The sequence below is a fragment of the Methylobacterium oxalidis genome, from assembly GCF_007992195.1.
Classification (GTDB): Bacteria; Pseudomonadota; Alphaproteobacteria; order Rhizobiales; family Beijerinckiaceae; genus Methylobacterium; species Methylobacterium oxalidis.
On the sequence record NZ_BJZU01000144.1, the window covers coordinates 1 to 20079 of the forward strand.

Below are 20079 nucleotides of genomic sequence, written 5' to 3' on the forward strand. Positions count from 1 at the left end.
GCCTCCTGCCATGACCGTCACAGGTCGGGCGCGGGCTCCCTCTCCCGGACGGGAGAGGCGGGGGCGGACCCGTGTCCTCGCCCGCGATCCCCTGCTAAACCCCCGGGCGATGCCCCACACCGTCGCCGCCCTCTACCAGTTCACGCCGCTCCCCGACGCGGAGGCCCTCGTCGCGCCGCTGCGGGCGCTGTGCGAGGGGCTCGGGCTCACCGGGACGCTGCTCCTCGCCCGCGAGGGCATCAACGGCACGGTGGCGGGCTCGGACGAGGCCGTCGGGGCCTTCCTCGCCGCGCTCCGCGCCGGCCCGCTGCTCTGCGGGCGCCTCGACGCCCTCGAGTGCAAGCTGTCGCGGGCGGAGGGCGCGCCGTTCCGGCACCTGAAGGTGAGGTGCAAGCCCGAGATCGTCACCTTCGATGCCGGCGCCACCGACCCGACCGGCGACGTCGGCACCCAGGTCGCGCCGGAGGACTGGAACGGCCTCCTCGACCGGCCGGGCCTGCGCCTCGTGGACACCCGCAACCGCTTCGAGGTGGCGCTGGGCAGCTTCCGGGGCGCCGAGGATCCGGGGCTCGCGCGCTTCACCGACTTCCGCGCCTACGCGGACCGGCTCGACCCGCGGGACGAGCCCGAGATCGCCCTGTTCTGCACCGGCGGCATCCGCTGCGAGAAGGCGGGCGCCTATCTCCGGTCGCGGGGCTTCGCCCGCGTGCACCTGCTCCGGGGCGGCATCCTGAAATACCTGGAGACGGTGCCGGAGGCCGAGAGCCGCTGGCGCGGCGACTGCTTCGTGTTCGACGGGCGCATCGCCCTCGGGCACGGGCTGGAGGAGCGGCCCGACCATCCGCCGGAGGCCCTCGGCGCCCGGCCGGCGGCGTCCGGGGCCGGGCCCGGGGCGCGAGCTCGGGGGCATCAACTCAGGGGCATCGACTCCGGGGCAAGAGTTCGGAGGCAAGAGTTCGGAGACATGAGTTCGGAGGCATGAGTTCGGAGACATGAGCATGAGCGACGACGGCGCCCGCATCGACCGCCTGGAGGCGCGGCTCACCGAGCAGGACCTCGTGATCGAGGATCTCAACCGCACGATCACCGAGCAGTGGCGCATCATCGACCGCCTCACCCGGCAGGTCGCCGTCCTCACCGAGCACGTCGAGGAGGCGGCCGCCCGCACCGATCCCCGCGCCCCGGAGCCGCCCCCGCCCCATTACTGAGGGGAAAGGCCGGCTCGTGCCTGTTTTGTTCTTGACAGAATTCCTAGATCGTGCTTTCAATCCCGCACCTGCCGCCGCACAGCAGGGCGCCCTCCGGTGGCCGACCGGGCGGGTCGGGGCGGCAGGGCGGTCCCGCCGCCGGTGGCTTCGGTCGCCCCCGGCCCGGGCGCTCGCGCGACGCAGGGCCGGCGGCCCGGGTCCCGACCCGGCCGGCGGCCTCCAGATGACCGGTCGCGGACCCGTTCAGCCGGGTCCGGTGCGGCGAGGAAGATCCGCACAGGGCCGCTCGGCGGTCCTCGAACGGGGTCGATAGCGTGTGACAGGGTAAGAACCGCGACGCGAGACGGCCCGACGCCCCGAGAGGGGCGGACGGCCGCGGGACGCCGGGGGATCGGTATCCGCAGCGCAACACATCTCAGGGTCCCGCGGCGTCCCGCGTCCCCTCCCGAACGTGCCGGCCGCGCGAGGCCGGCGCGGCGCGCGCGCCTGCCCGCGATTCCGGCCGGCGCGGCGCCGTCGCCCCGTGAGACCGCCCGGCCGGTCGCCCGAGAGGCACCCGGACCAGGCGCCCGGAGCAGGCAGCCGCCGCGGAAGGGGGCCGCCAACGGTGGAGGCGTCGAGGCATGCGGCCGCGTTACCGCGAGCGACCCCCGGACCGCTGCGCCGCCGGCGCGCCGCCGCGCGCGCCGGGTCCCGTGAGGGCCGGCCGCGCCCGCCGGGCCGTGCGGGGCTCAGGCCCCCGCCTGGCTCACGAACTTCGTGACGAGGTAGCCCTCCAGCGCCTCGGTGCCGCCCTCGCTGCCGTAGCCCGAATCCTTGACGCCGCCGAAGGGCGTCTCCGGCACGGCGAGGCCGTGGTGGTTGATGCCGAGCATGCCGCTCTCGATCCGCGCCGCGGCCCTGGCGGCGCGCTCGGCCGAGCGGGTGTAGGCGTAGGCGGCGAGCCCGTAGGGGAGGCGGTTCGCCTCGGCGAGCGCCGCCTCGTCGTCCGAGAAGCGCTGCACGGCGGCCACCGGGCCGAACGGCTCCTCGTTCATCAGCCGGGCGGAGAGCGGCACGTCGGTGAGCACGGTCGGCTCGAAGAAGTTGCCGCGGTTGCCGATGCGCTTGCCGCCGGTGCGCACGGTGGCGCCGGCCGCGGTGGCGTCGGCCACGAGGCTCTCCATCGCCTCGAGCCGGCGGCCGTGGATCAGCGGGCCCATCTTCGTGGCGGGGTCGAGCCCGTCGCCCACCGTCAGCCCCTCCGCGAGGGCGACGAAGCCGTCGAGGAAGCGGTCGAACACGCTCTCGTGGACGAGGAAGCGGGTCGGCGCCACGCAGACCTGGCCCGCGTTGCGGAACTTGTTGGCGCCGAGCACCGAGACCGCCTTCTCGACGTCCGCGTCCTCGAACACGATCGCCGGGGCGTGGCCGCCGAGCTCCATCGTCACCCGCTTCATGTGGCGCCCGGCGAGCGCCGCGAGCTCCTTGCCCACCGCCGTCGAGCCCGTGAACGAGATCTTCCGCACGACCGGGTGCGGGATCAGGTAGCCGGAGATCGCCGCCGGGTCGCCGTAGACGAGGGAGAGCGCGTCGCCCGGTAGGCCCGCGTCGAGATAGGCCCGCACCAGCTCGGCGCAGGAGGCCGGCGTGTCCTCGGGGCCCTTCAGGATCACCGAGCAGCCGGTGCAGAGGGCGGCGGCGACCTTGCGCACCGCCTGGTTGAGCGGGAAGTTCCAGGGCGTGAAGCAGGCCACCGGGCCGATCGGCTCGCGCAGCACGATCTGCATCACGCCGTCCTGGCGGGCGGGGATGACGCGGCCGTAGGTGCGCTTGCCCTCCTCCGCGAACCAGTCGGTGACGTCGGCGGCGACCTGCACCTCCAGCCGCGCCTCGGCGAGCGGCTTGCCCTGCTCCAGCGTCATCGTGCGGGCGATGGCCTCGGCGCGCTCCCGCAGGAGGTCGGCGGCCCGCCGCAGGACCTTGGACCGCTCGATCGGCGAGACCCTGCGCCAGGCCGCGAAGCCGCGCTCGGCCGCCGCCAGCGCCGCGTCGAGGTCGTCTCGCGCCGCCACGGCGTGGTGGCCGATCGTCTCGCCGGTGGCCGGGTTCAGCACCGGGCGCCGCTCGTCCCCGGCGCCGCCCCGCCAGCGCCCGGCGATGTGCAGATCGACGTCCGCGTAGCCGGCGGCCCCCGAGGACCCCGTCGCGGCACCCCTCTCGGCACCCGTCTCGGCACCCGTCATCGCAACGGTCATGGCCCATCCATCCTGCTCGGCCGGCCCCGGCGCCGGCAGGAGGCTGTTTTAGACCCGTGCCGGGAGGCGGCAAGCCGTCCCGCGGACAGCCCGGCAGATGCGTCAGGGCGCCCGGCCGCCTCAGGCGGCGATCCGCTCCCGCAGCGCCTCGGGGCCCTCCGCCAGGGTCACCTCGCCGCCGCGCGCCTGCAGGGTGCCGCCCGTCGGCACCACCCGCCAGCCCTCGCGGCAGCCGTCGATGGGCTCCGAGACGACGACGAGGCCGGTCTCGCTCTGGCGGTAGTAGAGGCTGGGCGGGCGGCCGTCGCAGGCCCAGCGGTAGGCGGTCAGGCGCTCGCCGTCGGTGAGGAGCGCCGTGAAGCGCAGGGGCTCGGCGATGCCCGCCGCCCGCATCAGGTCGCGGATCGTGGAGAGGGTCCCGGCCATCGCGCCGATCGGGTCCTCGATCAGCCCGTTGGCGAGCGCCAGCAGGAAGATCGCCTCGGAATCCGTGGTGCCGCGGCGCCCGTCGTAGAGCGCGTCCGGGATCAGCGCCTCCAGCCGCCGCTTGATGCGGTGGTAGCCGCCGATCTGCCCGTTGTGCATGAACATGTGCCGGCCGTGCACGAACGGGTGGCAGTTCGCCCGGCTCGTGGCGGTGCCGGTGGCGGCGCGGACATGGGCGAAGAAGGTCCGGGCCCGGACCTGGCGGCAGAGGTTGACGAGGTTCTCGTCGGACCAGGCGGGCGAGACGTCCCGGTAGATGCCGGGCTCGGGCCGCTCGCCGTACCAGCCGATGCCGAAGCCGTCGCCGTTCGTCTCGGTCTTCGCCTCGGCCGCGTGGAGCGACTGGTGCACCAGCGAGTGCGTCGGGGCGCAGACCAGGTCGGAGAGGAAGACCGGTTCACCGCTGTAGGCGAGGAAGCGGCACATGGCGACGGACACCCCCTGTCGGACGCGCGGACTCTGGAACGGTCAAGCAAGGGCCGTTCCGTTTCGGGAGCCGCGCCTTCACACAAGCGTAACATTCAGTCCGTCGCGGTGAACGGATGGTTAATGCACCGCAGCATGCGGGCAGCCCCCGGATCGCCGGACACTGGGGCCCGCCCGTGGCACGAGCATGGCGCCGGGGCCGGCTCCCGCGGCGGCAAGGCGGCGGCGGCGCGACATTTTCGAACCGCCACGCGGAAAGAATTCGCACTCTTGCCGGTTGACCGAGGCCGGCGCAGCATGGGCGCGACGGGAATCAGCGGCAGTCGCGGCCCGCGCGTGTCCCGAGGCATCACACACAACTCGAAGAGGAGGCTACATGGGCCAAGATCTGCCCGCATGTCCGGTCGCTCTCGTGGTCGAGGACGACACCGCGGTGCGCGACCTCGCCGCCGCCGTCCTGGAGGAGACCGATCTCGACGTGATCGCGTGCGAGAGCGCGGAGGCGGCCATCTCCGTCCTGGAGCGGGCCGACCTCACCGTCGCGCTGCTCTTCGCCGACGTGCGCCTGCCGGGCCGCATGGACGGGATCTCGCTCGCCCGCACGGTCGAGAGCCGCTGGCCGGAGGTCCGCGTGGTCGTGACCTCGGGCTACGACGAGGGCCGCAACGCCGACCTGCCCTCGAACGCCGTCTTCATGCAGAAGCCCTGGCGGGCCTTCGACGTGCTGGTCCAGGCGGAGCACGCCACGGACGCCGCGCGGGCCGCCTGAACGCGAGAAGGCCCGCGCCGCAGGGCGGCCGGGCCTTCTCGCAGGCAGGTTCTGGCAAGCCGGTTCCGGCTGAACGGCTCTCGGCGGGAGGGGCAGGCCGCGACGGCGGCCCGCGCGTCGCCCGCTTAGGCGCTGGCGGTGCCGGTGCTCTGCTGCGCCTGCGGGGCGGCGCTCGTCGAGGGCAGGCCGGGGCGGCGCGGGCCGGCGCCGAAGCGGGGCTTCGGCTTCGGGGCGGCGATCAGGCCCTCGCGGATGGCGGTCTTGCGCGCCTGCTTGCGGGCGCGGCGGACGGCCTCGGCCTTCTCGCGCGCCTTGCGGACGGAGGGCTTCTCGTAGGCCTTGCGCTGCTTCATCTCGCGGAAGATGCCTTCACGCTGCATCTTCTTCTTGAGGACGCGGAGCGCCTGATCGACGTTGTTGTCGCGAACGAGTACCTGCAACGGTCTTGATCCTCTAGAACATCTGTTTTCGGGCAGCGCCGACGTCGAGGTCCGGCCTCGGCCTCATTCCTTGGCCAGGAAACCGACGAACGCCCCTGTCCCGGGAGGCACCCGGGAGGGACGTCGATCGAACGGACTCGAATCGGCGCGAAATTCACACCTGACCCGATCCCATACACGAAGCGCGTGCGAGTTCCAACCGGGCAGGTGGGGCGGGCGGAGAGGAGGGCGGGGGTGTTGCGCGGGCGGCGCGTCCCGGCCCGTCCGGGGCTTCCGTTCCGGCGGTTCAGCTGTGCGACTGGATGAAGTTGCGCACCAGCGGGTAGGTCTGCGCCTCCCACTTGCGGCCCGAGAACACCCCGTAATGGCCGACGCCGGCCTGGAGGTGGTGGCTCTTCATGTGCGGCGGCAGGCCGGTGCAGAGGTCGTGGGCCGCCATGGTCTGGCCCACCGCGCAGATGTCGTCCCGCTCGCCCTCGACGGTCATCAGGGCGGTGCGCCGGATCGCCCGCATGTCGATCGGCTCGCCCCGGTAGGTGAGCTCGTTCTTGGCGAGGGTGTAGTCCTGGAACACCATCTGCACGGTCTCGAGGTAGAACTCCGCCGCGAGGTCGAGCACCGCGAAGTACTCGTCGTAGAAGGTCTCGATGGCGTGCGCCTTCTCGGTCTCGCCGTTGGCGAGGTGCCAGAACAGGTCCGCGTGGCCCTGCATGTGCCGCTTGGCGTTCATCGACACGAAGGCCGAGACCTGCACGAAGCCGGGATAGACGCGGCGGCCCGCGCCGCGGTGGCGCTGCGGCACGGTGGAGATCAGGTTCTTCTCGAACCACGCGATCGGCTTCGAGGTGGCGAGGTCGTTCACCGCGGTCGGGCTGATGCGGCAGTCGACCGGGCCGGCCATCAGCGTCATCGAGCGGGGCGCGGCGGGGTTGCGGGTCTCAGCCATCACGGCGGCGGCGGCCAGCGCCTGCACCGCCGGCTGGCAGACCGCCAGCATGTGCGAGCCCTCGCCCATCGTCTCGAGGAACTGGACGAGGTGGTCCACGTAGTCGTCGAAGCCGAAGCGGCCGGCCGAGAGCGGCACGTCGCGGGCGTTGTGCCAGTCCGTGATGTAGACGTCGTGGTCCGGCAGCAGGGTCCGCACGGTGCCGCGCAGGAGCGTGGCGAAGTGGCCGGAGAGCGGGGCCACCACCAGCACCTTCGGCTGCGGGCTGGCGACGTCCTTGCGGAAGCGCAGCAGCGTGCCGAAGGGCGTCGCGGCGACCGGCTCCTCGATCACCGGCACGTCGCGGTTGCCGACCCGCACGCCCGAGATCCCGAAGGGCGGCCGCGCGAAGGTCAGCCCGGCGCGCATCATCATGCGGGCGCCGGCCGCCCACCAGGTCGCCGGCTCGCGGAAGCCCGCCCGCGTCCAGGGCGAGATGGCGTCGTGCAGGACGCGACCCCAGGCCCGGGTCTGCTCCGCGAAGTCGGCCTGCACCTCGAACGCATCGTACAGCATGGGGCGGGCTCGCGTGCGTGAGGAGCCCTCGGGGAGGGCGGTCACGGCCGTGGGAGAGGGCAGCCACGCCTCTGTGCGCTGCATGTTCATTGCGCGCCAAGGATTAGCCGGGCGAGGTACGGCCGCAACCGGCAAAAAGTACGAAGCCGCAGGCTGTTGTTCCGCTGCATCACCGGCGCAAGATTGCAGAAGCCGTGCCAGACATTGATTCGGGGCCCGGGATGGCCGCGCGGGGCCCCGGGTCGGGCCGCCGCCGTCACGGATCCTGCGCCGGCCGGTGCCAAGCTTGAGCGCGGCACGAGTCTTGATTCGGCCCGTCTGAGGCAACGACACGCCCGAGGGGAAGCGCGATGGCTGCGGCGACGCTGACGATCTCAAGCCGGAACTACTCGTCCTGGTCGCTGCGCGGTTGGCTGGTCTGCCGGATGGCCGGGCTCGATTTCGAGACCGAGGTTCTGTCGGGCTCCGACGCCTCGACGCGGGCGGAGCTCCTGCATCTCTCGCCCTCCTTCCTGGTGCCGCGCCTGCAGCACGGCCGCGTGGCGGTGTGGGACACCCTGGCGATCGCGCAGTACCTGAGCGAGCTCTACCCGGATGCCGGCCTGCTGCCGAAGGACGTCGCGGCCCGCGCCCACTGCCACTCCATCGCGGGGGAGATGCACGGCGGCTTCATCAACCTGCGCTCCGCGCTCCCGATGAACCTCAAGGCGCACCACCCGAACTTCAAGATCTTCAACGGCGCCAAGGGCGACATCGAGCGGATCGTGGCGATCTTCGACGAGTGCCTCACGGGCTGCGACGGGCCCTACCTGTTCGGCGAGCGCCCGACGCTCGCCGACGCCATGTACGCGCCGGTCTGCACGCGCTTCCGCACCTACGACGTGGCGCTGCCGCCGCGCGCCAACGCCTACCGCGACACCATCCTCTCCTGGTCCCTGATGGCCGAGTGGACCGAGGCGGCCATGCAGGAGCCGGAGGAGATCGAGGAGCTCGACATGGAGTTCTGAAGGGAGCTCCAGGCCGGCCCTACTCGGCGGCGAGGGGGGCGGGCGCCGCGGGCCGCGTGTCGCCGGGCGGCATGGCCTGCGCGGCGGAGGGCAGCTCGAACCGGGCGCGGAGCCCGCCCCGCGGCCGGTTGGCCAGGACGAGGCGCCCCTGGTGGGATTCGGCGATGGCGAGCACGATCGAGAGGCCGAGGCCGAAGCCGCTCGCCTCGTTGAGATTGCGGGCGCGGTCGCCGCGCACGAAGGGCTGCAGCATCGCCTCGCGCTCGGCCTCCGGGATGCCGGGGCCCCGGTCGCAGACCTCGACCGCCGCGCCGCGCGGGCCGCCGTCCATCCGCAGCACGGCCGAGCCGCCGTACTTCACCGCGTTCTCGACGAGGTTCGTCAGCGCCCGCTGCAGCTCGTCCGGCCGGCCGCGCACCAAGAGGTGCCGCGCCCGCTCGACCTGGACGTCGGCGCCGATGTCGCTGAACCCGTCGCAGACGGTCTGCACCACGGAGGCGAGGTCGACGAGCACCATCTGCCCGGCCTCGGTGCCCTGCCCGTCGCGGACGTAGGAGAGGGCCGCCTCGACGAGGCCGTTCATCTGGTCGAGGTCGCGCAAGGTCATGGTGCGGGCGTGCTCGTCCTCGATGAACTCGGCCCGCAGCCGCAGCCGGGTGATCGGCGTGCGCAGGTCGTGGCTGATCGCGGCGAGCATCTGGGTGCGGTCGTCGAGGAGGCGCCGGACCCGCTCGCGCATCCGCTCCAGGGCGCGGGAGACGGCCAGCACCTCCTCGGGTCCGCGCTGGGGCAGGGCGACGATGTCGTTGCGGGCGCCGAACGCCTCGGCCGCGACGGCGAGGCGCGCCAGCGGCGCCGTCAGCGCCCGCGCCGCCCAGACGCAGAGGAGGGTCAGCGTCAGGCCGAGGAACACGACCGTGAAGATCACCGCCCCTTGCCGCGGGGAGCGCAGGGGCTCGTCGGGCAGGCTCGCCGAGAGGACGGCGCCCCCGGGTGTCACGATGCCGAGCCGCAGCGCCTCCCGCCGGCCCTCGCCGGGAGCGAGGTCGACGACGGCGAGCGGGCGCCCGAACCCGTCCCGCAGGCGCCCGACGATGGGGTGCCCGTCGAGATCCTCGGCGCCCGCGCCCGGCGCGTTCCCGTCCCAGGGGGCGAGCCGCAGGGTCGGCAGGGAGCGGGCGGCGTTGCGCAGCAGCGCGGCGCGCTCCTCGGGCTCGGCCCCGTCGAGCAGGCGGGCGACGGTGGCGAGGCGGTTGGCCGCCACGCCCGGATGGTCGTCCGGCCGCCAGGGCTCCCGCAGGAGCACGAAGGCGACCGTGGCGACGACGTGGGCCACCGCGATCGCGGCGACGACGAGGAGCGCGATCTGCCCCGCGACGCTGCGGGGGCGCAGGCGTGCCATCATGCGCGGCAGCAGAACTCGTGCGGTCATGACCGGGTCACGTCCGGGGTGAACAGGTAGCCCCCGGAGCGGATCGTACGGATGATTTCGGGATTGCGCGAATCCTGCTCGATCTTCTGGCGGATCCGGCTGATCAGCACGTCGATGCTGCGCTCGAACGGGCCGGCGGCGCGGCCCTGCGTGAGGTCGAGGAGCTGATCGCGGGAGAGCACCCGGCCGGGCCGCAGGCAGAGGGCGTGGAGCAGGTCGAACTCGGCCCCCGTGATGGCGATGCGCGCCCCCTCCGGGCTCAGGACCTGCCGCAGCGAGACGTCGAGGGTCCAGCCCGCGAAGTGCAGGCGCCGCGCCCCGTCCTCGCCCGCGGTCTCGGCCGCCGCGCCCCGTCGCAGGATCGCGCGGATCCGCGCCAGGAGCTCGCGCGGGTTGAAGGGCTTGGCGAGGTAGTCGTCGGCGCCGAGCTCCAGCCCGATGATCCGGTCGATCTCCTCCGACTTCGCGGTGAGCATCAGGATCGGGATCGAGGAGGAGCGCCGCAGCCGCCTGCACAGGCTGAGCCCGTCCTCGCCGGGCAGCATCAGGTCGAGCACGATGAGGTCCACGCGGGCGTCCGACAGGATGCGGTCCATCTCGCGCCCGTCCCCGGCGAGGCTGACGCGGCACTCGTTGGCGCGCAGGTAGCGGGCGACGAGGGAGCTGATCTCGCGATCGTCCTCCACGAGGAGGATGTGGGGCGTGGGAGGCGTCGTCATGGGCCGTTTCGACGTGTGCGGCTCGAGGCGCCTTTATGCCCTGCGCGGCCAAGCCAGCGGAACCGGGTGGGCCGTCCAATTTTGTAACCGGCTGTTTCCCTGGCGATTCCGGCCCTTGCGCGCTGTGGACGGCCGGGGTGCCGCGGGCGCACGGAGCGCGCCCGCGGATTGCCGCGGAGTCCGCGGATTCCTATGTCCCGGTGAGGCGGCGCCTCGCTCCGGCGCCCGACCATCCGCGCAGTCACGGGCGCGTGCCGCGTCCGCGGCCGCGTTCGCTTCCGGGAGACGGACGATGCAGACCTCCAACCGCCTGTTCGACGATTTCGCCCGCCTGATGACCGACGCGGCCGGCGCCGCGCAGGGCGTGCGCCGCGAGGCGGAGAGCGTCTTCAAGGCGCAGTTCGAGCGGCTGATCCGCGACATGGACATCGCCTCGCGGGAGGAGGTCGACGTGCTGCGCGACCTCGTGACGACGCTGCGTGCGCAGAACGACGGACTCGCGGCGCGGGTGGCCGCGCTCGAGGCCAAGCTCGGACCCGAGGCGACGGCGGGCACCACCGAGTCAGTCTGACGCAGGGCGCGCCGTTTGCGGCGGCAAGGGGCTCCGCCCGACCTGTCCACCGCCTCCGGTTTGTGCACAGGAAGCAGCGGTGGATAGGGCCTTTCCTGTTCACCGGCCGCGATGCCCGCTTTGAAACGCGAGTCCGGCGCGGTCTATAGTCAGGGACCCACTGATTCGCCTGATTCGCCGAAGACCATGAACGCCTAAGCTTTCGCCGCATCCGCGCTGATCCTTGCCGGGTCGGCTCTCACCTTGTCGCGGCGCGCTTGGACGCTCCGGTTTCTTGTTCTCACCCTGCCGCTGCGGCCCTCCCGGCCGGCAGCCCGGATCGCCATGACCCAGCTCCACGTCGACACCGAAGATCATGACCGGCTCGAGCATCCGCTCGACGTGGTGGAGCGCCTCGCCTCGCTGCGCGACTGGATCTTCGACCGGGCCGAGACGGACGAGATGTCGGTCTCGGTCTCGGGCCGCTGGGCGGAGTACCACGTCGCCTTCACCTGGATCGAGGACATGGAGGCCCTGCACGTGGCCTGCGCCTTCGATCTCAAGGTGCCGGAGCGGCGGCGCCAGGAGGTGCTGAAGCTCGTCTCCCTCGTCAACGAGCAGCTCTGGATCGGCCATTTCGACCTCTGGTCCACCGACAACGTGGTCATGTTCCGCCACGCGCTCCTGCTGGCCGGCGGCGTCGCCCCGACGCATCCGCAATGCGGCATGATGCTCAAATCGGCGGTCGAGGCCTGCGAGCGCTACTTCCAGGCGTTCCAGTTCGTGCTCTGGGCCGGCAAGCCGGCGCGGGAGGCCCTCGACGCCGTGCTGTTCGAGACCGAGGGCGAGGCGTAGGGGCCTCACGCCGATGTCCGGGACACAGAGCCGTTTGCCCGCCTCCCTGACCCTCGTCGGGGCGGGAAAGATGGGGGGCGCCATGCTCTCCGGCTGGCTGGCGGGCGGCCTTGATCCGGCGCGCACCGCCATCGTCGAGCCCGCGCCATCGCCCGAGATCGCCGAGCTCTGCGCGGCCCGCGGCCTCGCCCTCAACCCGGCCGCACCGCCCGCCGCGGAGGCCGTCGTCCTCGCGATCAAGCCGCAGGGGCTCGCGGCCGCGGCGCCGGCCCTGGCGCCCCTGATCGCGCCTGGCAGCCTCGTCGTCTCGATCCTCGCCGGCAAGACCATCGCCGACCTCAAGGCGCGCCTGCCCGGCGCCCGCGCCGTGGTGCGCGCCATGCCGAACCTGCCGGCCAGCATCGGCCGGGGCGCGACCGGCGCCGCCGCGAGCCCCGAGGTGACGCCGGCCCAGCGCGGCCTCGCCGACGCGCTGCTCTCCGCGAGCGGCCTCGTCGAGTGGCTCGACGACGAGGGGCTCATCGACGCCGTGACGGCGGTCTCGGGGTCGGGGCCCGCCTACGTCTTCCTCCTGGCCGAGGCGCTGGCGGAGGCCGGCGTCGCGGCGGGCCTTTCCGCGGAGATTGCCGGGCGCCTGGCGCGGGCGACGGTCGCCGGATCCGGGGCGCTCCTCGACGCCGAGGCGACGGAGGCGGCCCAATTGCGGCGCAACGTGACCTCGCCCGGCGGCACCACCGCGGCGGCCCTCGACGTCCTGATGCGGGCCGACGGCATGCCCGCCCTCCTGCGGGAGGCGGTGGCCGCGGCCAAGCGCCGGGCGGGCGAGCTCGCCGGCTGAAGCCGAGGCCCCCCGCGGCGTTTTTTCTTGCCCCCGCGGGGTCGCCTTCGGGAAATCGCGCTTACATTGATGGTCACGATCGACGGGGAGTGGGACGCGCGAGGAGCGGTACGCGATGGAGAAGTCCGGGAGCCCGAAGGGCAGGAGCACGAAGGCCGCGGCCTCCAGAGGCGGCGAGAAGGGTGCCGGGACCGGCGCCGAGACCGGCGCGCAGGCGCCGAAGCTGCCGCCCCGCGAGGCCGCCGTCGAGGCCCTGATGCGGCTCGCCGCCGAGCAGCCCTGGAACGACATCGAGCTCGGCGACATCGCCCGTGAGGCGAACCTCAGCCTCGCCGAACTGCGCGACCTGTTCCCCTCGAAGGGCGCGGTGCTCGGGGGCCTCTCGCGCCTGATCGACCGGAAGGTGCTGGAGGGCGACACCTCCGACCTCGCCGACGAGCCGGCCCGCGAGCGCCTGTTCGACGTGCTGATGCGCCGCCTCGACGCCATGACGCCCTACAAGCCGGCCCTGCGGCGCATCGCCTACGCGTTGCGCACGGACCCGCTCTCGATGCTCGCCCTCAACGGGGTCGCCCTCAACTCGCACCGCTACATGCTGGCCGCGGCCGGCATCGACACGGAGGGGCCCCTCGGCCGGCTCAAGCTGCAGGGCACCGTGATCGCCTTCTCGCGCGTCGTCGAGACCTGGCTCGACGACGAGGACCCGGCTCTCGCCCGCACCATGGCCCGGCTCGACCGCGAGATCCGCAACGGCGAGCGGGTGATGGAGCGCGCCGAGGACCTGCGCCGGCTCACCGCGCCCCTGCGCGCCCTCGGCCGCTCCTTCCTGGAACGGCGCCCGCGCCGCGACCGGCGGGACGCGGGCAACGAGGACGACGGCAACCCCCTCGGCGGCGACCCGGCCGCGGCGATCTGAGCCGCGCGGCGGGGGAGGGGACGCGATGCGGGACGCCACGCCGGAGCGCCTGCGCTACACCGCCCCGCAGCAGGCCCTTCACTGGGTCACCGCCGCGCTCGTCCTCGCGGTGCTGCCGCTCGCCTGGGTCGCCGAGAGCCTGGCCCGCGAGGCGCCGAGCAAGGGCACGCTGTTCGTGCTGCACAAGTCGGTGGGCCTCACCATCCTGGCCGTCGTCGTCGTCCGGATCGTCTGGCGGATGATCCACCCGGCTCCGCCGCACCCGCGGACGCCGCCGGCGCTGACCCTGCTCGGGCGGGCCAACCACGTGCTCCTCTACGCGATCTTCCTGATCATGCCGGTGAGCGGCTACCTCCTGAGCGCGCTCGCCGGCCGGGACACCCCGTATTTCTGGATCTTCACCGTCCCCGGCCTCGACAAGAACGAGGCGCTGCAGCCGGTCTTCAAGCAGATCCACCTCGTGGGGCAGTGGGCGGTCTACGCCCTCGTGATCCTGCACGTGCTGGCCACCGCCTGGCACGTCGCGATCCGCCGCGACGGCCTGCACGAGCGGATGCTGCCGGCGCAGGATCCGCCGGCCTGAATGCGGGGCCGGTCGGCGCAGCGCGGGGCTCCTCAGGGGGCCTCGACCTTGCGCAGCAGGAAGGTCGTGCCCGTCTCCGGGTCGCGGCGCCAGCGGCCGTCGCCGGTGGGCACGAGGTTCACCACGTGGCCGCGCTTGGCCACGAGGGTGAGGCGGCCCGAGGCGTAGCGCCACGTCACCGGGTCGAAGATCGCGACGCCGCTGTCCCGGCAGCCCTCGAGGATGTGCACCGGCGCCGAGGCGCCCTCGGCCGGCGCCAGCGACAGCCGGCAGACGTCCTGGTCCTGGTATCGGTCGAGGGCGTAGACGCCTGGGCCGGGGCCCTGGCCGCCCTCCGGACCCGGGCCGACCGGGGTTTCCGCCTCGCCCGCGCGAGCGCCCGCGCGCGAGGGCTCCGCCACCGCCGGCTCGGGCGGTCGCATCGCCTGGATCTGCAGCGGCACGAGGCTGTAGGCCTCGCCGCTCTCGGCGTGGGCGAGCAGGCTGCGCTGGTCCGGGCGGCGGGCGAAGAGCAGGACGGGCCGCAGGTTCCGGTCGACGAGGCGCATCGCCCCGTCCGTGAACAGCCAGCCCGCCACCGTGCCCAGGATCGGCAGCGCCTTGCGGCAGCCCGCCGGGAAGAACACGCGGCGGCCGGCCTCGCCGCTCTCCCCCGTCAGGGTCATCACGCAGCGCCGGGTGCTGCCGTCGCGTGACAGGTCCCAGGTGCCCGGCACGCCCGCGATCGTCTCGGGCAGGCTCGGGACGAAGGGTGGGGCGGGCGGGGCCGCCTCCTGCGCCCGAGCCCCCGTCCCCGAGACCAGCAGCAGGACCGCGAGCGCGCGCTTCACGGGCGTGGGCTCCAGGGCGTCTCCGGCACCGGGGTGAGCGGTCCCCTGCCGGTGAACCACGCGGTGAGATTGTCCACGACGAGTTGCCCCATAGCGGCGCGGGTATGCACCGAGCCCGAACCCACATGCGGAAGGAGCACCACGTGGTCCATCGCCGTCAGCTCGGGCGGCACGTGCGGCTCCGCCGCGAAGACGTCGAGGCCCGCTCCGAGGATGGTGCCCGTCCGCAGCGCCGCGATCAGGGCCGCCTCGTCGATCAGGCTGCCGCGGGCGACGTTGACGACGATACCCTCCGGCCCGAGCGCCTGCAGCACCGCGGCGTTCACGATGCCGCGCGTCTCCGGCCCGCCCGGAGCCACGATCATCAGCACGTCCGAAGCCCGCGCCAGGTCGAGAAGCGTGGGATGGTAGGCGTAGGCGACATCCTGCGGCGTCCGGCCATGATAGGCGACGGCGACGCCGAAGCCTTCGAGACGCTGGGCGATGGCCCGCCCGATCCGCCCGAGCCCGAGGATGCCGACGGTCCGGCCGCGCAGGGTCGCGCTCAGCGGGAAGGATTTTTCCGGCCAGCGCCCGGCGCGCAGGTAGCGGTCCGCCTGCGGGATCTGGCGGACCGTCGCGAGGAGAAGGCCGAGGGCGAGGTCGGCGACCTCGTCCGAGAGCACGTCCGGCGTGTTGGTGACGACGATGCCGCGCCGGCGCGCCGCCGCGACGTCGATCGTGTCGTAGCCGACGCCGAAGCTCGCCACGATCTCGAGGTTCGGCAGCCGGTCGATGAGCGCCGCGTCGACCGGCGCATGCGCGTTGACGGCCATGCCCCGGATCCGCGAGCCGACCTCCGCGAGGAAGCCCTCCGCCGAGGCTGCCTCGTCGAGCCGCTGCAGTCGGAAGGCCCGCGCCAGCGCCTCCATGACGAGAGGTTGCATCGGGCGCAGGAGGAGGTCGGGACGCAACGGCTCGGACTCGGATCTCGGGGCGTGCCGCGCGGTGCGGGCGATCGCCTCCTTATAGCCGCCTCCACCCGGGCCGTCAGGCGATCCGGACGCCCGATGCGCCTCGGTCCACCGGCGCCGGCCGAGCGGATCTGGCGCGGCCCATCAGAGAGAATCCACGGGACGATGCGGATTCATGCGGTCGCCTCCGGGCTGCCATCCGCTCGGGTTCCGTCGCCGCCACTTCCGAAATGCGCCCGGCGACACTACTAAAGGGAGCCGGTCCGACAACCGGATGAACCCACACCAGACGCGACCCGAACCATGAGCGCCCCCCGCACCCTCTACGACAAGATCTGGGACGACCACGTCGTCGATGTCGAGCCGGACGGCACCAGCCTCCTCTACATCGACCGGCACCTCGTGCACGAGGTGACCAGCCCCCAGGCTTTCGAAGGGCTTCGCGTGGCCGGCCGCCGGGTCCGCCACCCGGAGAAGACGCTGGCGGTCGTCGATCACAACGTCCAGACCTCCGACCGCCGCTTCGGCATCGAGGATCCCGAGAGCCGCACGCAGCTCGAGGCCCTCGCCGAGAACGTGCGCGACTTCGGCATCGAGTTCTACGACGCCCTCGACCGGCGCCAGGGCATCGTCCACATCATCGGTCCGGAGCAGGGCTTCACGCTGCCCGGGCAGACCATCGTCTGCGGCGATTCCCACACCTCGACGCACGGCGCCTTCGGCGCGCTCGCCCACGGCATCGGCACCTCCGAGGTGGAGCACGTGCTCGCCACCCAGACGCTGCTGCAGCGCAAGGCGAAGAACATGCGCGTGACCGTCGACGGCAGCCTTCCGCCGGGCGTGACGGCCAAGGACATCATCCTGGCGATCATCGGCGAGATCGGCACCGCGGGCGGCACCGGCCACGTCATCGAGTACGCGGGCGAGGCGATCCGCGCCCTCTCGATGGAGGGCCGCATGACGATCTGCAACATGTCGATCGAGGGCGGCGCCCGGGCCGGCATGGTAGCCCCCGACGAGACCACCTACGCCTACGTCAAGGACCGGCCGAAGGCGCCGAAGGGCGAGGCCTTCGACCGTGCCCGCCGCTACTGGGAGAGCCTCCTGACGGACGAGGGCGCCCGCTTCGACCGCGAGGTGCGGCTCGACGCGGCCAACCTGCCGCCGCTGGTGAGCTGGGGCACGAGCCCCGAGGACGTCATCTCCGTGCAGGGCCGCGTGCCGGATCCTTCCGACATCGCCGACGAGAACAAGCGCCAGTCGAAGGAGAAGGCGCTGGCCTATATGGGCCTCCAGCCCGGCACCCGGATCACCGACATCACCCTCGACCGGGTCTTCATCGGCTCCTGCACGAACGGGCGCATCGAGGACCTGCGGACGGTGGCGAAAATCGTCGAGGGGCGCACGGTCCATCCGGGCGTCTCGGCCATGGTGGTGCCCGGCTCCGGCCTCGTGAAGGCGCAGGCCGAGGCGGAGGGAATCGACCGCATCCTCAAGTCGGCGGGCTTCGACTGGCGCGAGCCCGGCTGCTCCATGTGTCTCGGCATGAACCCGGACAAGCTGCGGCCGGAGGAGCGCTGCGCCTCGACCTCGAACCGCAACTTCGAGGGCCGCCAGGGTCCGCGCGGGCGCACGCATCTCGTCTCCCCGGCCATGGCGGCCGCGGCGGCCGTGGCGGGCCGCTTCGTCGACATCCGCGAGTGGCCGCACGCCTGAAGGCATCAAGCGGGGCGGAATCCCGATTGACGATTCCGCCCGAGCCCCCTAAACGAACGCCAACGCCGACCGCACGCGGTCGACGGGCCCAGGTGGCGGAATTGGTAGACGCGCTGGTTTCAGGTACCAGTCTCGCAAGAGGTGAAGGTTCGAGTCCTTTCCTGGGCACCATCAGCCGCCTAAAGCGCTGATCCGCAAGGTTATCCAGCAGAGTCAGCAGGTTGGGACTGCCCGATTGGTACAATCGGGTGGTACAGATGCCCCTCGCGATGGCTCGTCCCTGGAAGCACCCCAAGACCGGCATCTACTGGCTGCGCAAGGCCGTTCCCGACGCGCTGCGGCCCCTCGTCGGTAAGCGCGAGGAGAAGCTCAGCCTCAACACGCGCGATCCGAACGAGGCCCGGCAGCGCCACGCTGAGGCGCTAGCCGAGATCGAGCGGCGCTGGGCGTCCTTGCGGGCCGGCCCGCGCACGCTGAGCGAGCGCGAGGCGCACGCGGTGGCCACCGCGGTCCACGACCGCTGGCTCGACCAGCACCGCGATGAGCCGAGCCAGCAGACCTTCTGGCCCGTCGAGATCGGCCCGAAGGTGTTCGCGCCTCTAGCGCCCCTCGATCTCACGGGGCCAGATCCTGCGGCCGCCTTCTGTGCGGGCGACCCGAGTTTCGTGCGCGTGCACGAGCTTCGGGAGTGGTGTTACGCATTGGCCGACCACGAGCTCCGAATGCAGGGCCTGATCGTTGACGCGGATAGCCGGCTGAAGCTGGCGAAGGCCATTGCAGCTGCGGTCCAGCAAGCCAGCCTTACATTGTCGCGCTATGCCGGCGGAGAGCGCGAGTCCGGCACGGCTGAGGCAACTTTCAGGCCGGCGGTGCCGCAAGTGCTGAACGCTTCACCTCTCAAGAACGGTATCCACTTCGAGCTCCTCGTTAAGAGCTGGGCAGCCGAGAAGCATCCAGCGCCGAAGACCCTCTACGAGTGGAAGCGAACGGTTGGGCAGTTCGCGACCTTCCTCGGTCATGAGGACGCTTCGCGGGTAACGCCCGACGACGTGATCCGCTGGAAGGAGGCGCTGATCGCCAAAGGCTTGGCACCGAAGACGATCAGCGATGGCAAGCTTGTGGCGGTGCGCACCATCCTGCAGTGGGGCGCTGACAACCGCCGGCTGACGAGCAATCCGGCTGAGCGGGTCCGCATGGATGTGAAGCGGAAGGCTGCTGAAACCATCCGTGGCTTCAGTGACGAGGAGGCCGCTATCGTCCTGCGAGCTGCGCTAGGCGAGGCGGACCCTGTCCTGCGCTGGGTGCCCTGGCTATGCGCCTACTCAGGTGCGCGGGTCTCGGAGGTGTGCCAGCTGCGGCGCGAGGATGTGCGTCCGATCGAGGGCATCTGGTGCATGAAGTTCGATCCGGAGGCCGGGCCGCTGAAGACCGCGAGTTCCGAGCGAGCCGTGCCGCTGCATAAGGCTCTCCTCGATAGGGGCTTCCTGGCATTCGCGCACAGCGTTGCGAGTGGTCCACTTTTTGCGGACCTGCGCCCTGACAAGTTCGGCAAGCGCGGCGGCAACGGCACGAAGATGCTGGGGCGCTGGGTGCGGGGCCTCGGCCTGACGGATGAGCGACTAGCGCCGAACCACAGCTGGCGCCACCGCGTGAAGACGCTGGGGCGGCGGTATGGATTGGCGCCTGACATCGTGAACGCCATCATGGGGCATGGCAGCCGCATGGTTGCGGACCAGTACGGCGCGTTCGAGATGGCGGCCTTGCACCGCGAGTTGATGAAGATCCCAGTGCTGGTGTTATCCTCTTTGGAATAGGAACGGCTGGGGCGCCAGGATGCTGTTCCAGCGCCATGGAAGCCAAATTCCCAAGCGAAATCAAGGGCTCGCTCGGGTCGTTGATCCTGTGTTTGTAGCAAACAATTGGAGCGGACGGCAACTCGCGTGGTGGCCTTGACCGTCACAGATGATGGCGGCGCTTACCAGGGTAAGGGGGGCTCATTGAGCCAACTGTTATCCGTGTTCGCGTCCGCTTTACGCTGAAGTGCACGTCAGCCTGACAGCGGTTGTGAACGCCCGGCATGATCCCGCAGGCTCGAACTGTGGGTAAGCGGACAATCTGCGTGGCCCAGGTGAGGGCTTCAGAATGACCCCAAGCGGACATTCGACTTGCCGCGGCTGAAGGTCCGAATGGGGTGGTTTGCGGTTTGGGTTGTCGCCCACAAGCGGACGTTCCGCATTGCGCCCATAGTTGCCATTCAACCGCTTCCGGCAGGCTGCCCGAAGCGGCCATTCACCGACCACGCATTATGGAACGCTCCGTACGCCATTCAGATCGGCTCATCCGATCAAGCAGGGCGCACGGGAATCGCAAGAATGAGAGGGCCGTTTTGCGCTCGACCGGCAGGAGCTTCGTGCTCCTGCAGCCATCCATGCTCAGGCAGAGATCGCCCGGGACGGATGTGCAGAGCGCAGCGGCGAAGCGGCACCGAGGCAGCCGATCTGTTGCGGGGCGGGGCCGAGCTTAAGGCGTGGGCTGTTGGTCCGGACGCTCGATGAGTGCTGCCCCACGGTTGCGCCAACGAATCCGATGACGAAATCGGAACGGATTCCTGCT

At 72.0% G+C, this 20079-nt stretch carries 20 protein-coding genes and 1 tRNA gene; 12 read left to right on the top strand and 9 right to left on the bottom strand.

The features are described 5' to 3' along the window. The first annotated feature begins 109 nt into the window (after positions 1-109). Both trhO and MOX02_RS26095 read left to right on the top strand, forming a co-directional pair. Positions 110-982, top strand: a complete 873-nt coding sequence (gene trhO / locus MOX02_RS26090; RefSeq protein ID WP_170267999.1) for an oxygen-dependent tRNA uridine(34) hydroxylase TrhO — start codon at positions 110-112, stop codon at positions 980-982. 16 nt (positions 983-998) lie between these two features. Further along, positions 999-1208, top strand: coding sequence for a SlyX family protein (locus tag MOX02_RS26095; RefSeq protein WP_147028737.1), 210 nt, complete (start codon positions 999-1001; stop codon positions 1206-1208). A 731-nt stretch (positions 1209-1939) separates the two neighbouring features. On the opposite strand, the gene MOX02_RS26100 is transcribed toward MOX02_RS26095, so the two are convergent. Continuing rightward, the gene (locus tag MOX02_RS26100) at positions 1940-3445 is read right to left on the bottom strand and encodes an NAD-dependent succinate-semialdehyde dehydrogenase (protein ID WP_238179840.1); all 1506 of its coding nucleotides are present in this window, start codon (positions 3443-3445) and stop codon (positions 1940-1942) included. A 120-nt stretch (positions 3446-3565) separates the two neighbouring features. Then, the gene (locus tag MOX02_RS26105; RefSeq protein WP_147028753.1) at positions 3566-4357 is read right to left on the bottom strand and encodes a class II glutamine amidotransferase; all 792 of its coding nucleotides are present in this window, start codon (positions 4355-4357) and stop codon (positions 3566-3568) included. 376 nt (positions 4358-4733) lie between these two features. On the opposite strand from MOX02_RS26105, the gene MOX02_RS26110 reads away from it, so the two are divergent. Beyond that, complete coding sequence (locus tag MOX02_RS26110) at positions 4734-5126, top strand: response regulator (RefSeq protein WP_147028738.1); 393 nt, start codon at positions 4734-4736, stop codon at positions 5124-5126. A gap of 125 nt (positions 5127-5251) precedes the next feature. Here MOX02_RS26110 and rpsU read toward each other — a convergent pair whose 3' ends face one another. Together rpsU and MOX02_RS26120 are read right to left on the bottom strand one after the other, a co-directional pair. After that, the gene (gene rpsU, locus MOX02_RS26115; protein WP_147028739.1) at positions 5252-5566 is read right to left on the bottom strand and encodes a 30S ribosomal protein S21; all 315 of its coding nucleotides are present in this window, start codon (positions 5564-5566) and stop codon (positions 5252-5254) included. Positions 5567-5852: 286 nt separating this feature from the next. Next, a complete protein-coding gene (locus tag MOX02_RS26120; RefSeq protein ID WP_147028740.1) occupies positions 5853-7067 on the bottom strand; it encodes a polyhydroxyalkanoate depolymerase in 1215 nt (404 codons plus the stop codon). A gap of 350 nt (positions 7068-7417) precedes the next feature. Between MOX02_RS26120 and MOX02_RS26125 the strand changes: the two genes are divergently transcribed. Beyond that, a complete protein-coding gene (locus MOX02_RS26125) occupies positions 7418-8074 on the top strand; it encodes a glutathione S-transferase family protein (RefSeq protein ID WP_147028741.1) in 657 nt (218 codons plus the stop codon). 19 nt (positions 8075-8093) lie between these two features. Here the strand turns inward: MOX02_RS26125 and MOX02_RS26130 are convergent, their stop codons facing one another. After that, complete coding sequence (locus tag MOX02_RS26130; RefSeq protein WP_147028742.1) at positions 8094-9506, bottom strand: ATP-binding protein; 1413 nt, start codon at positions 9504-9506, stop codon at positions 8094-8096. Further along, positions 9503-10225 carry a response regulator gene (locus tag MOX02_RS26135; protein ID WP_147028743.1) on the bottom strand — a complete coding sequence of 241 codons (723 nt, stop codon included), beginning with the start codon at positions 10223-10225 and terminating at the stop codon, positions 9503-9505. Before MOX02_RS26135 ends, MOX02_RS26130 begins: the two co-directional genes overlap by 4 nt. 292 nt (positions 10226-10517) lie before the next feature. Between MOX02_RS26135 and MOX02_RS26140 the strand changes: the two genes are divergently transcribed. The 5 genes from MOX02_RS26140 to MOX02_RS26160 all read left to right on the top strand — a co-directional run bounded on the left by MOX02_RS26140 (position 10518) and on the right by MOX02_RS26160 (position 13967). Next, positions 10518-10796 (top strand): accessory factor UbiK family protein, encoded by a 279-nt coding sequence (locus MOX02_RS26140; protein WP_147028744.1) that lies wholly within the window; start codon positions 10518-10520, stop codon positions 10794-10796. A gap of 324 nt (positions 10797-11120) precedes the next feature. Continuing rightward, complete coding sequence (locus MOX02_RS26145) at positions 11121-11630, top strand: type III secretion system chaperone family protein (protein ID WP_147028745.1); 510 nt, start codon at positions 11121-11123, stop codon at positions 11628-11630. A gap of 13 nt (positions 11631-11643) precedes the next feature. After that, entirely contained in the window at positions 11644-12468 is an 825-nt protein-coding gene (gene proC, locus MOX02_RS26150; RefSeq protein ID WP_147028746.1) for a pyrroline-5-carboxylate reductase, read from the top strand. Positions 12469-12583: 115 nt separating this feature from the next. After that, a complete protein-coding gene (locus MOX02_RS26155) occupies positions 12584-13384 on the top strand; it encodes a TetR/AcrR family transcriptional regulator (RefSeq protein WP_147028747.1) in 801 nt (266 codons plus the stop codon). Positions 13385-13409: 25 nt separating this feature from the next. Next, complete coding sequence (locus MOX02_RS26160; RefSeq protein ID WP_147028748.1) at positions 13410-13967, top strand: cytochrome b; 558 nt, start codon at positions 13410-13412, stop codon at positions 13965-13967. A 32-nt stretch (positions 13968-13999) separates the two neighbouring features. Here the strand turns inward: MOX02_RS26160 and MOX02_RS26165 are convergent, their stop codons facing one another. Together MOX02_RS26165 and MOX02_RS26170 are read right to left on the bottom strand one after the other, a co-directional pair. Further along, positions 14000-14797, bottom strand: coding sequence for an AprI/Inh family metalloprotease inhibitor (locus MOX02_RS26165; RefSeq protein ID WP_238179839.1), 798 nt, complete (start codon positions 14795-14797; stop codon positions 14000-14002). Next, the gene (locus MOX02_RS26170) at positions 14794-15723 is read right to left on the bottom strand and encodes a 2-hydroxyacid dehydrogenase (RefSeq protein ID WP_147028754.1); all 930 of its coding nucleotides are present in this window, start codon (positions 15721-15723) and stop codon (positions 14794-14796) included. The genes MOX02_RS26165 and MOX02_RS26170 overlap by 4 nt, the downstream gene beginning before the upstream one ends. A gap of 330 nt (positions 15724-16053) precedes the next feature. Here MOX02_RS26170 and leuC point away from each other — a divergent pair, with 330 nt between their 5' ends. The 3 genes from leuC (at position 16054) to MOX02_RS26185 (ending at position 19280) form a co-directional block, all read left to right on the top strand. Then, a complete protein-coding gene (gene leuC, locus MOX02_RS26175) occupies positions 16054-17466 on the top strand; it encodes a 3-isopropylmalate dehydratase large subunit (RefSeq protein ID WP_147028750.1) in 1413 nt (470 codons plus the stop codon). Positions 17467-17552: 86 nt separating this feature from the next. Then, a tRNA-Leu gene (locus tag MOX02_RS26180) sits at positions 17553-17637 on the top strand. Positions 17638-17723: 86 nt separating this feature from the next. After that, positions 17724-19280 carry a DUF6538 domain-containing protein gene (locus MOX02_RS26185; RefSeq protein ID WP_147028751.1) on the top strand — a complete coding sequence of 519 codons (1557 nt, stop codon included), beginning with the start codon at positions 17724-17726 and terminating at the stop codon, positions 19278-19280. A gap of 618 nt (positions 19281-19898) precedes the next feature. Here MOX02_RS26185 and MOX02_RS31895 read toward each other — a convergent pair. Then, on the bottom strand, positions 19899-20079 hold a 181-nt coding region (locus MOX02_RS31895), incomplete at its 5' end, for a hypothetical protein (RefSeq protein WP_210250407.1).

Coding starts and splice junctions, on each gene's coding strand:
- trhO (WP_170267999.1), top strand. CDS start 110: ATGCCCCACACCGTCGCCGCCCTCTACCAGTTCACGCCGCTCCCCGAC.
- MOX02_RS26095 (WP_147028737.1), top strand. CDS start 999: ATGAGCGACGACGGCGCCCGCATCGACCGCCTGGAGGCGCGGCTCACC.
- MOX02_RS26100 (WP_238179840.1), bottom strand. CDS start 3,445: ATGACCGTTGCGATGACGGGTGCCGAGACGGGTGCCGAGAGGGGTGCC.
- MOX02_RS26105 (WP_147028753.1), bottom strand. CDS start 4,357: ATGTGCCGCTTCCTCGCCTACAGCGGTGAACCGGTCTTCCTCTCCGAC.
- MOX02_RS26110 (WP_147028738.1), top strand. CDS start 4,734: ATGGGCCAAGATCTGCCCGCATGTCCGGTCGCTCTCGTGGTCGAGGAC.
- MOX02_RS26120 (WP_147028740.1), bottom strand. CDS start 7,067: ATGCTGTACGATGCGTTCGAGGTGCAGGCCGACTTCGCGGAGCAGACC.
- MOX02_RS26125 (WP_147028741.1), top strand. CDS start 7,418: ATGGCTGCGGCGACGCTGACGATCTCAAGCCGGAACTACTCGTCCTGG.
- MOX02_RS26130 (WP_147028742.1), bottom strand. CDS start 9,506: ATGACCGCACGAGTTCTGCTGCCGCGCATGATGGCACGCCTGCGCCCC.
- MOX02_RS26135 (WP_147028743.1), bottom strand. CDS start 10,225: ATGACGACGCCTCCCACGCCCCACATCCTCCTCGTGGAGGACGATCGC.
- MOX02_RS26140 (WP_147028744.1), top strand. CDS start 10,518: ATGCAGACCTCCAACCGCCTGTTCGACGATTTCGCCCGCCTGATGACC.
- MOX02_RS26145 (WP_147028745.1), top strand. CDS start 11,121: ATGACCCAGCTCCACGTCGACACCGAAGATCATGACCGGCTCGAGCAT.
- proC (WP_147028746.1), top strand. CDS start 11,644: ATGTCCGGGACACAGAGCCGTTTGCCCGCCTCCCTGACCCTCGTCGGG.
- MOX02_RS26155 (WP_147028747.1), top strand. CDS start 12,584: ATGGAGAAGTCCGGGAGCCCGAAGGGCAGGAGCACGAAGGCCGCGGCC.
- MOX02_RS26160 (WP_147028748.1), top strand. CDS start 13,410: ATGCGGGACGCCACGCCGGAGCGCCTGCGCTACACCGCCCCGCAGCAG.
- MOX02_RS26170 (WP_147028754.1), bottom strand. CDS start 15,723: ATGCAACCTCTCGTCATGGAGGCGCTGGCGCGGGCCTTCCGACTGCAG.
- leuC (WP_147028750.1), top strand. CDS start 16,054: ATGAGCGCCCCCCGCACCCTCTACGACAAGATCTGGGACGACCACGTC.
- MOX02_RS26185 (WP_147028751.1), top strand. CDS start 17,724: ATGCCCCTCGCGATGGCTCGTCCCTGGAAGCACCCCAAGACCGGCATC.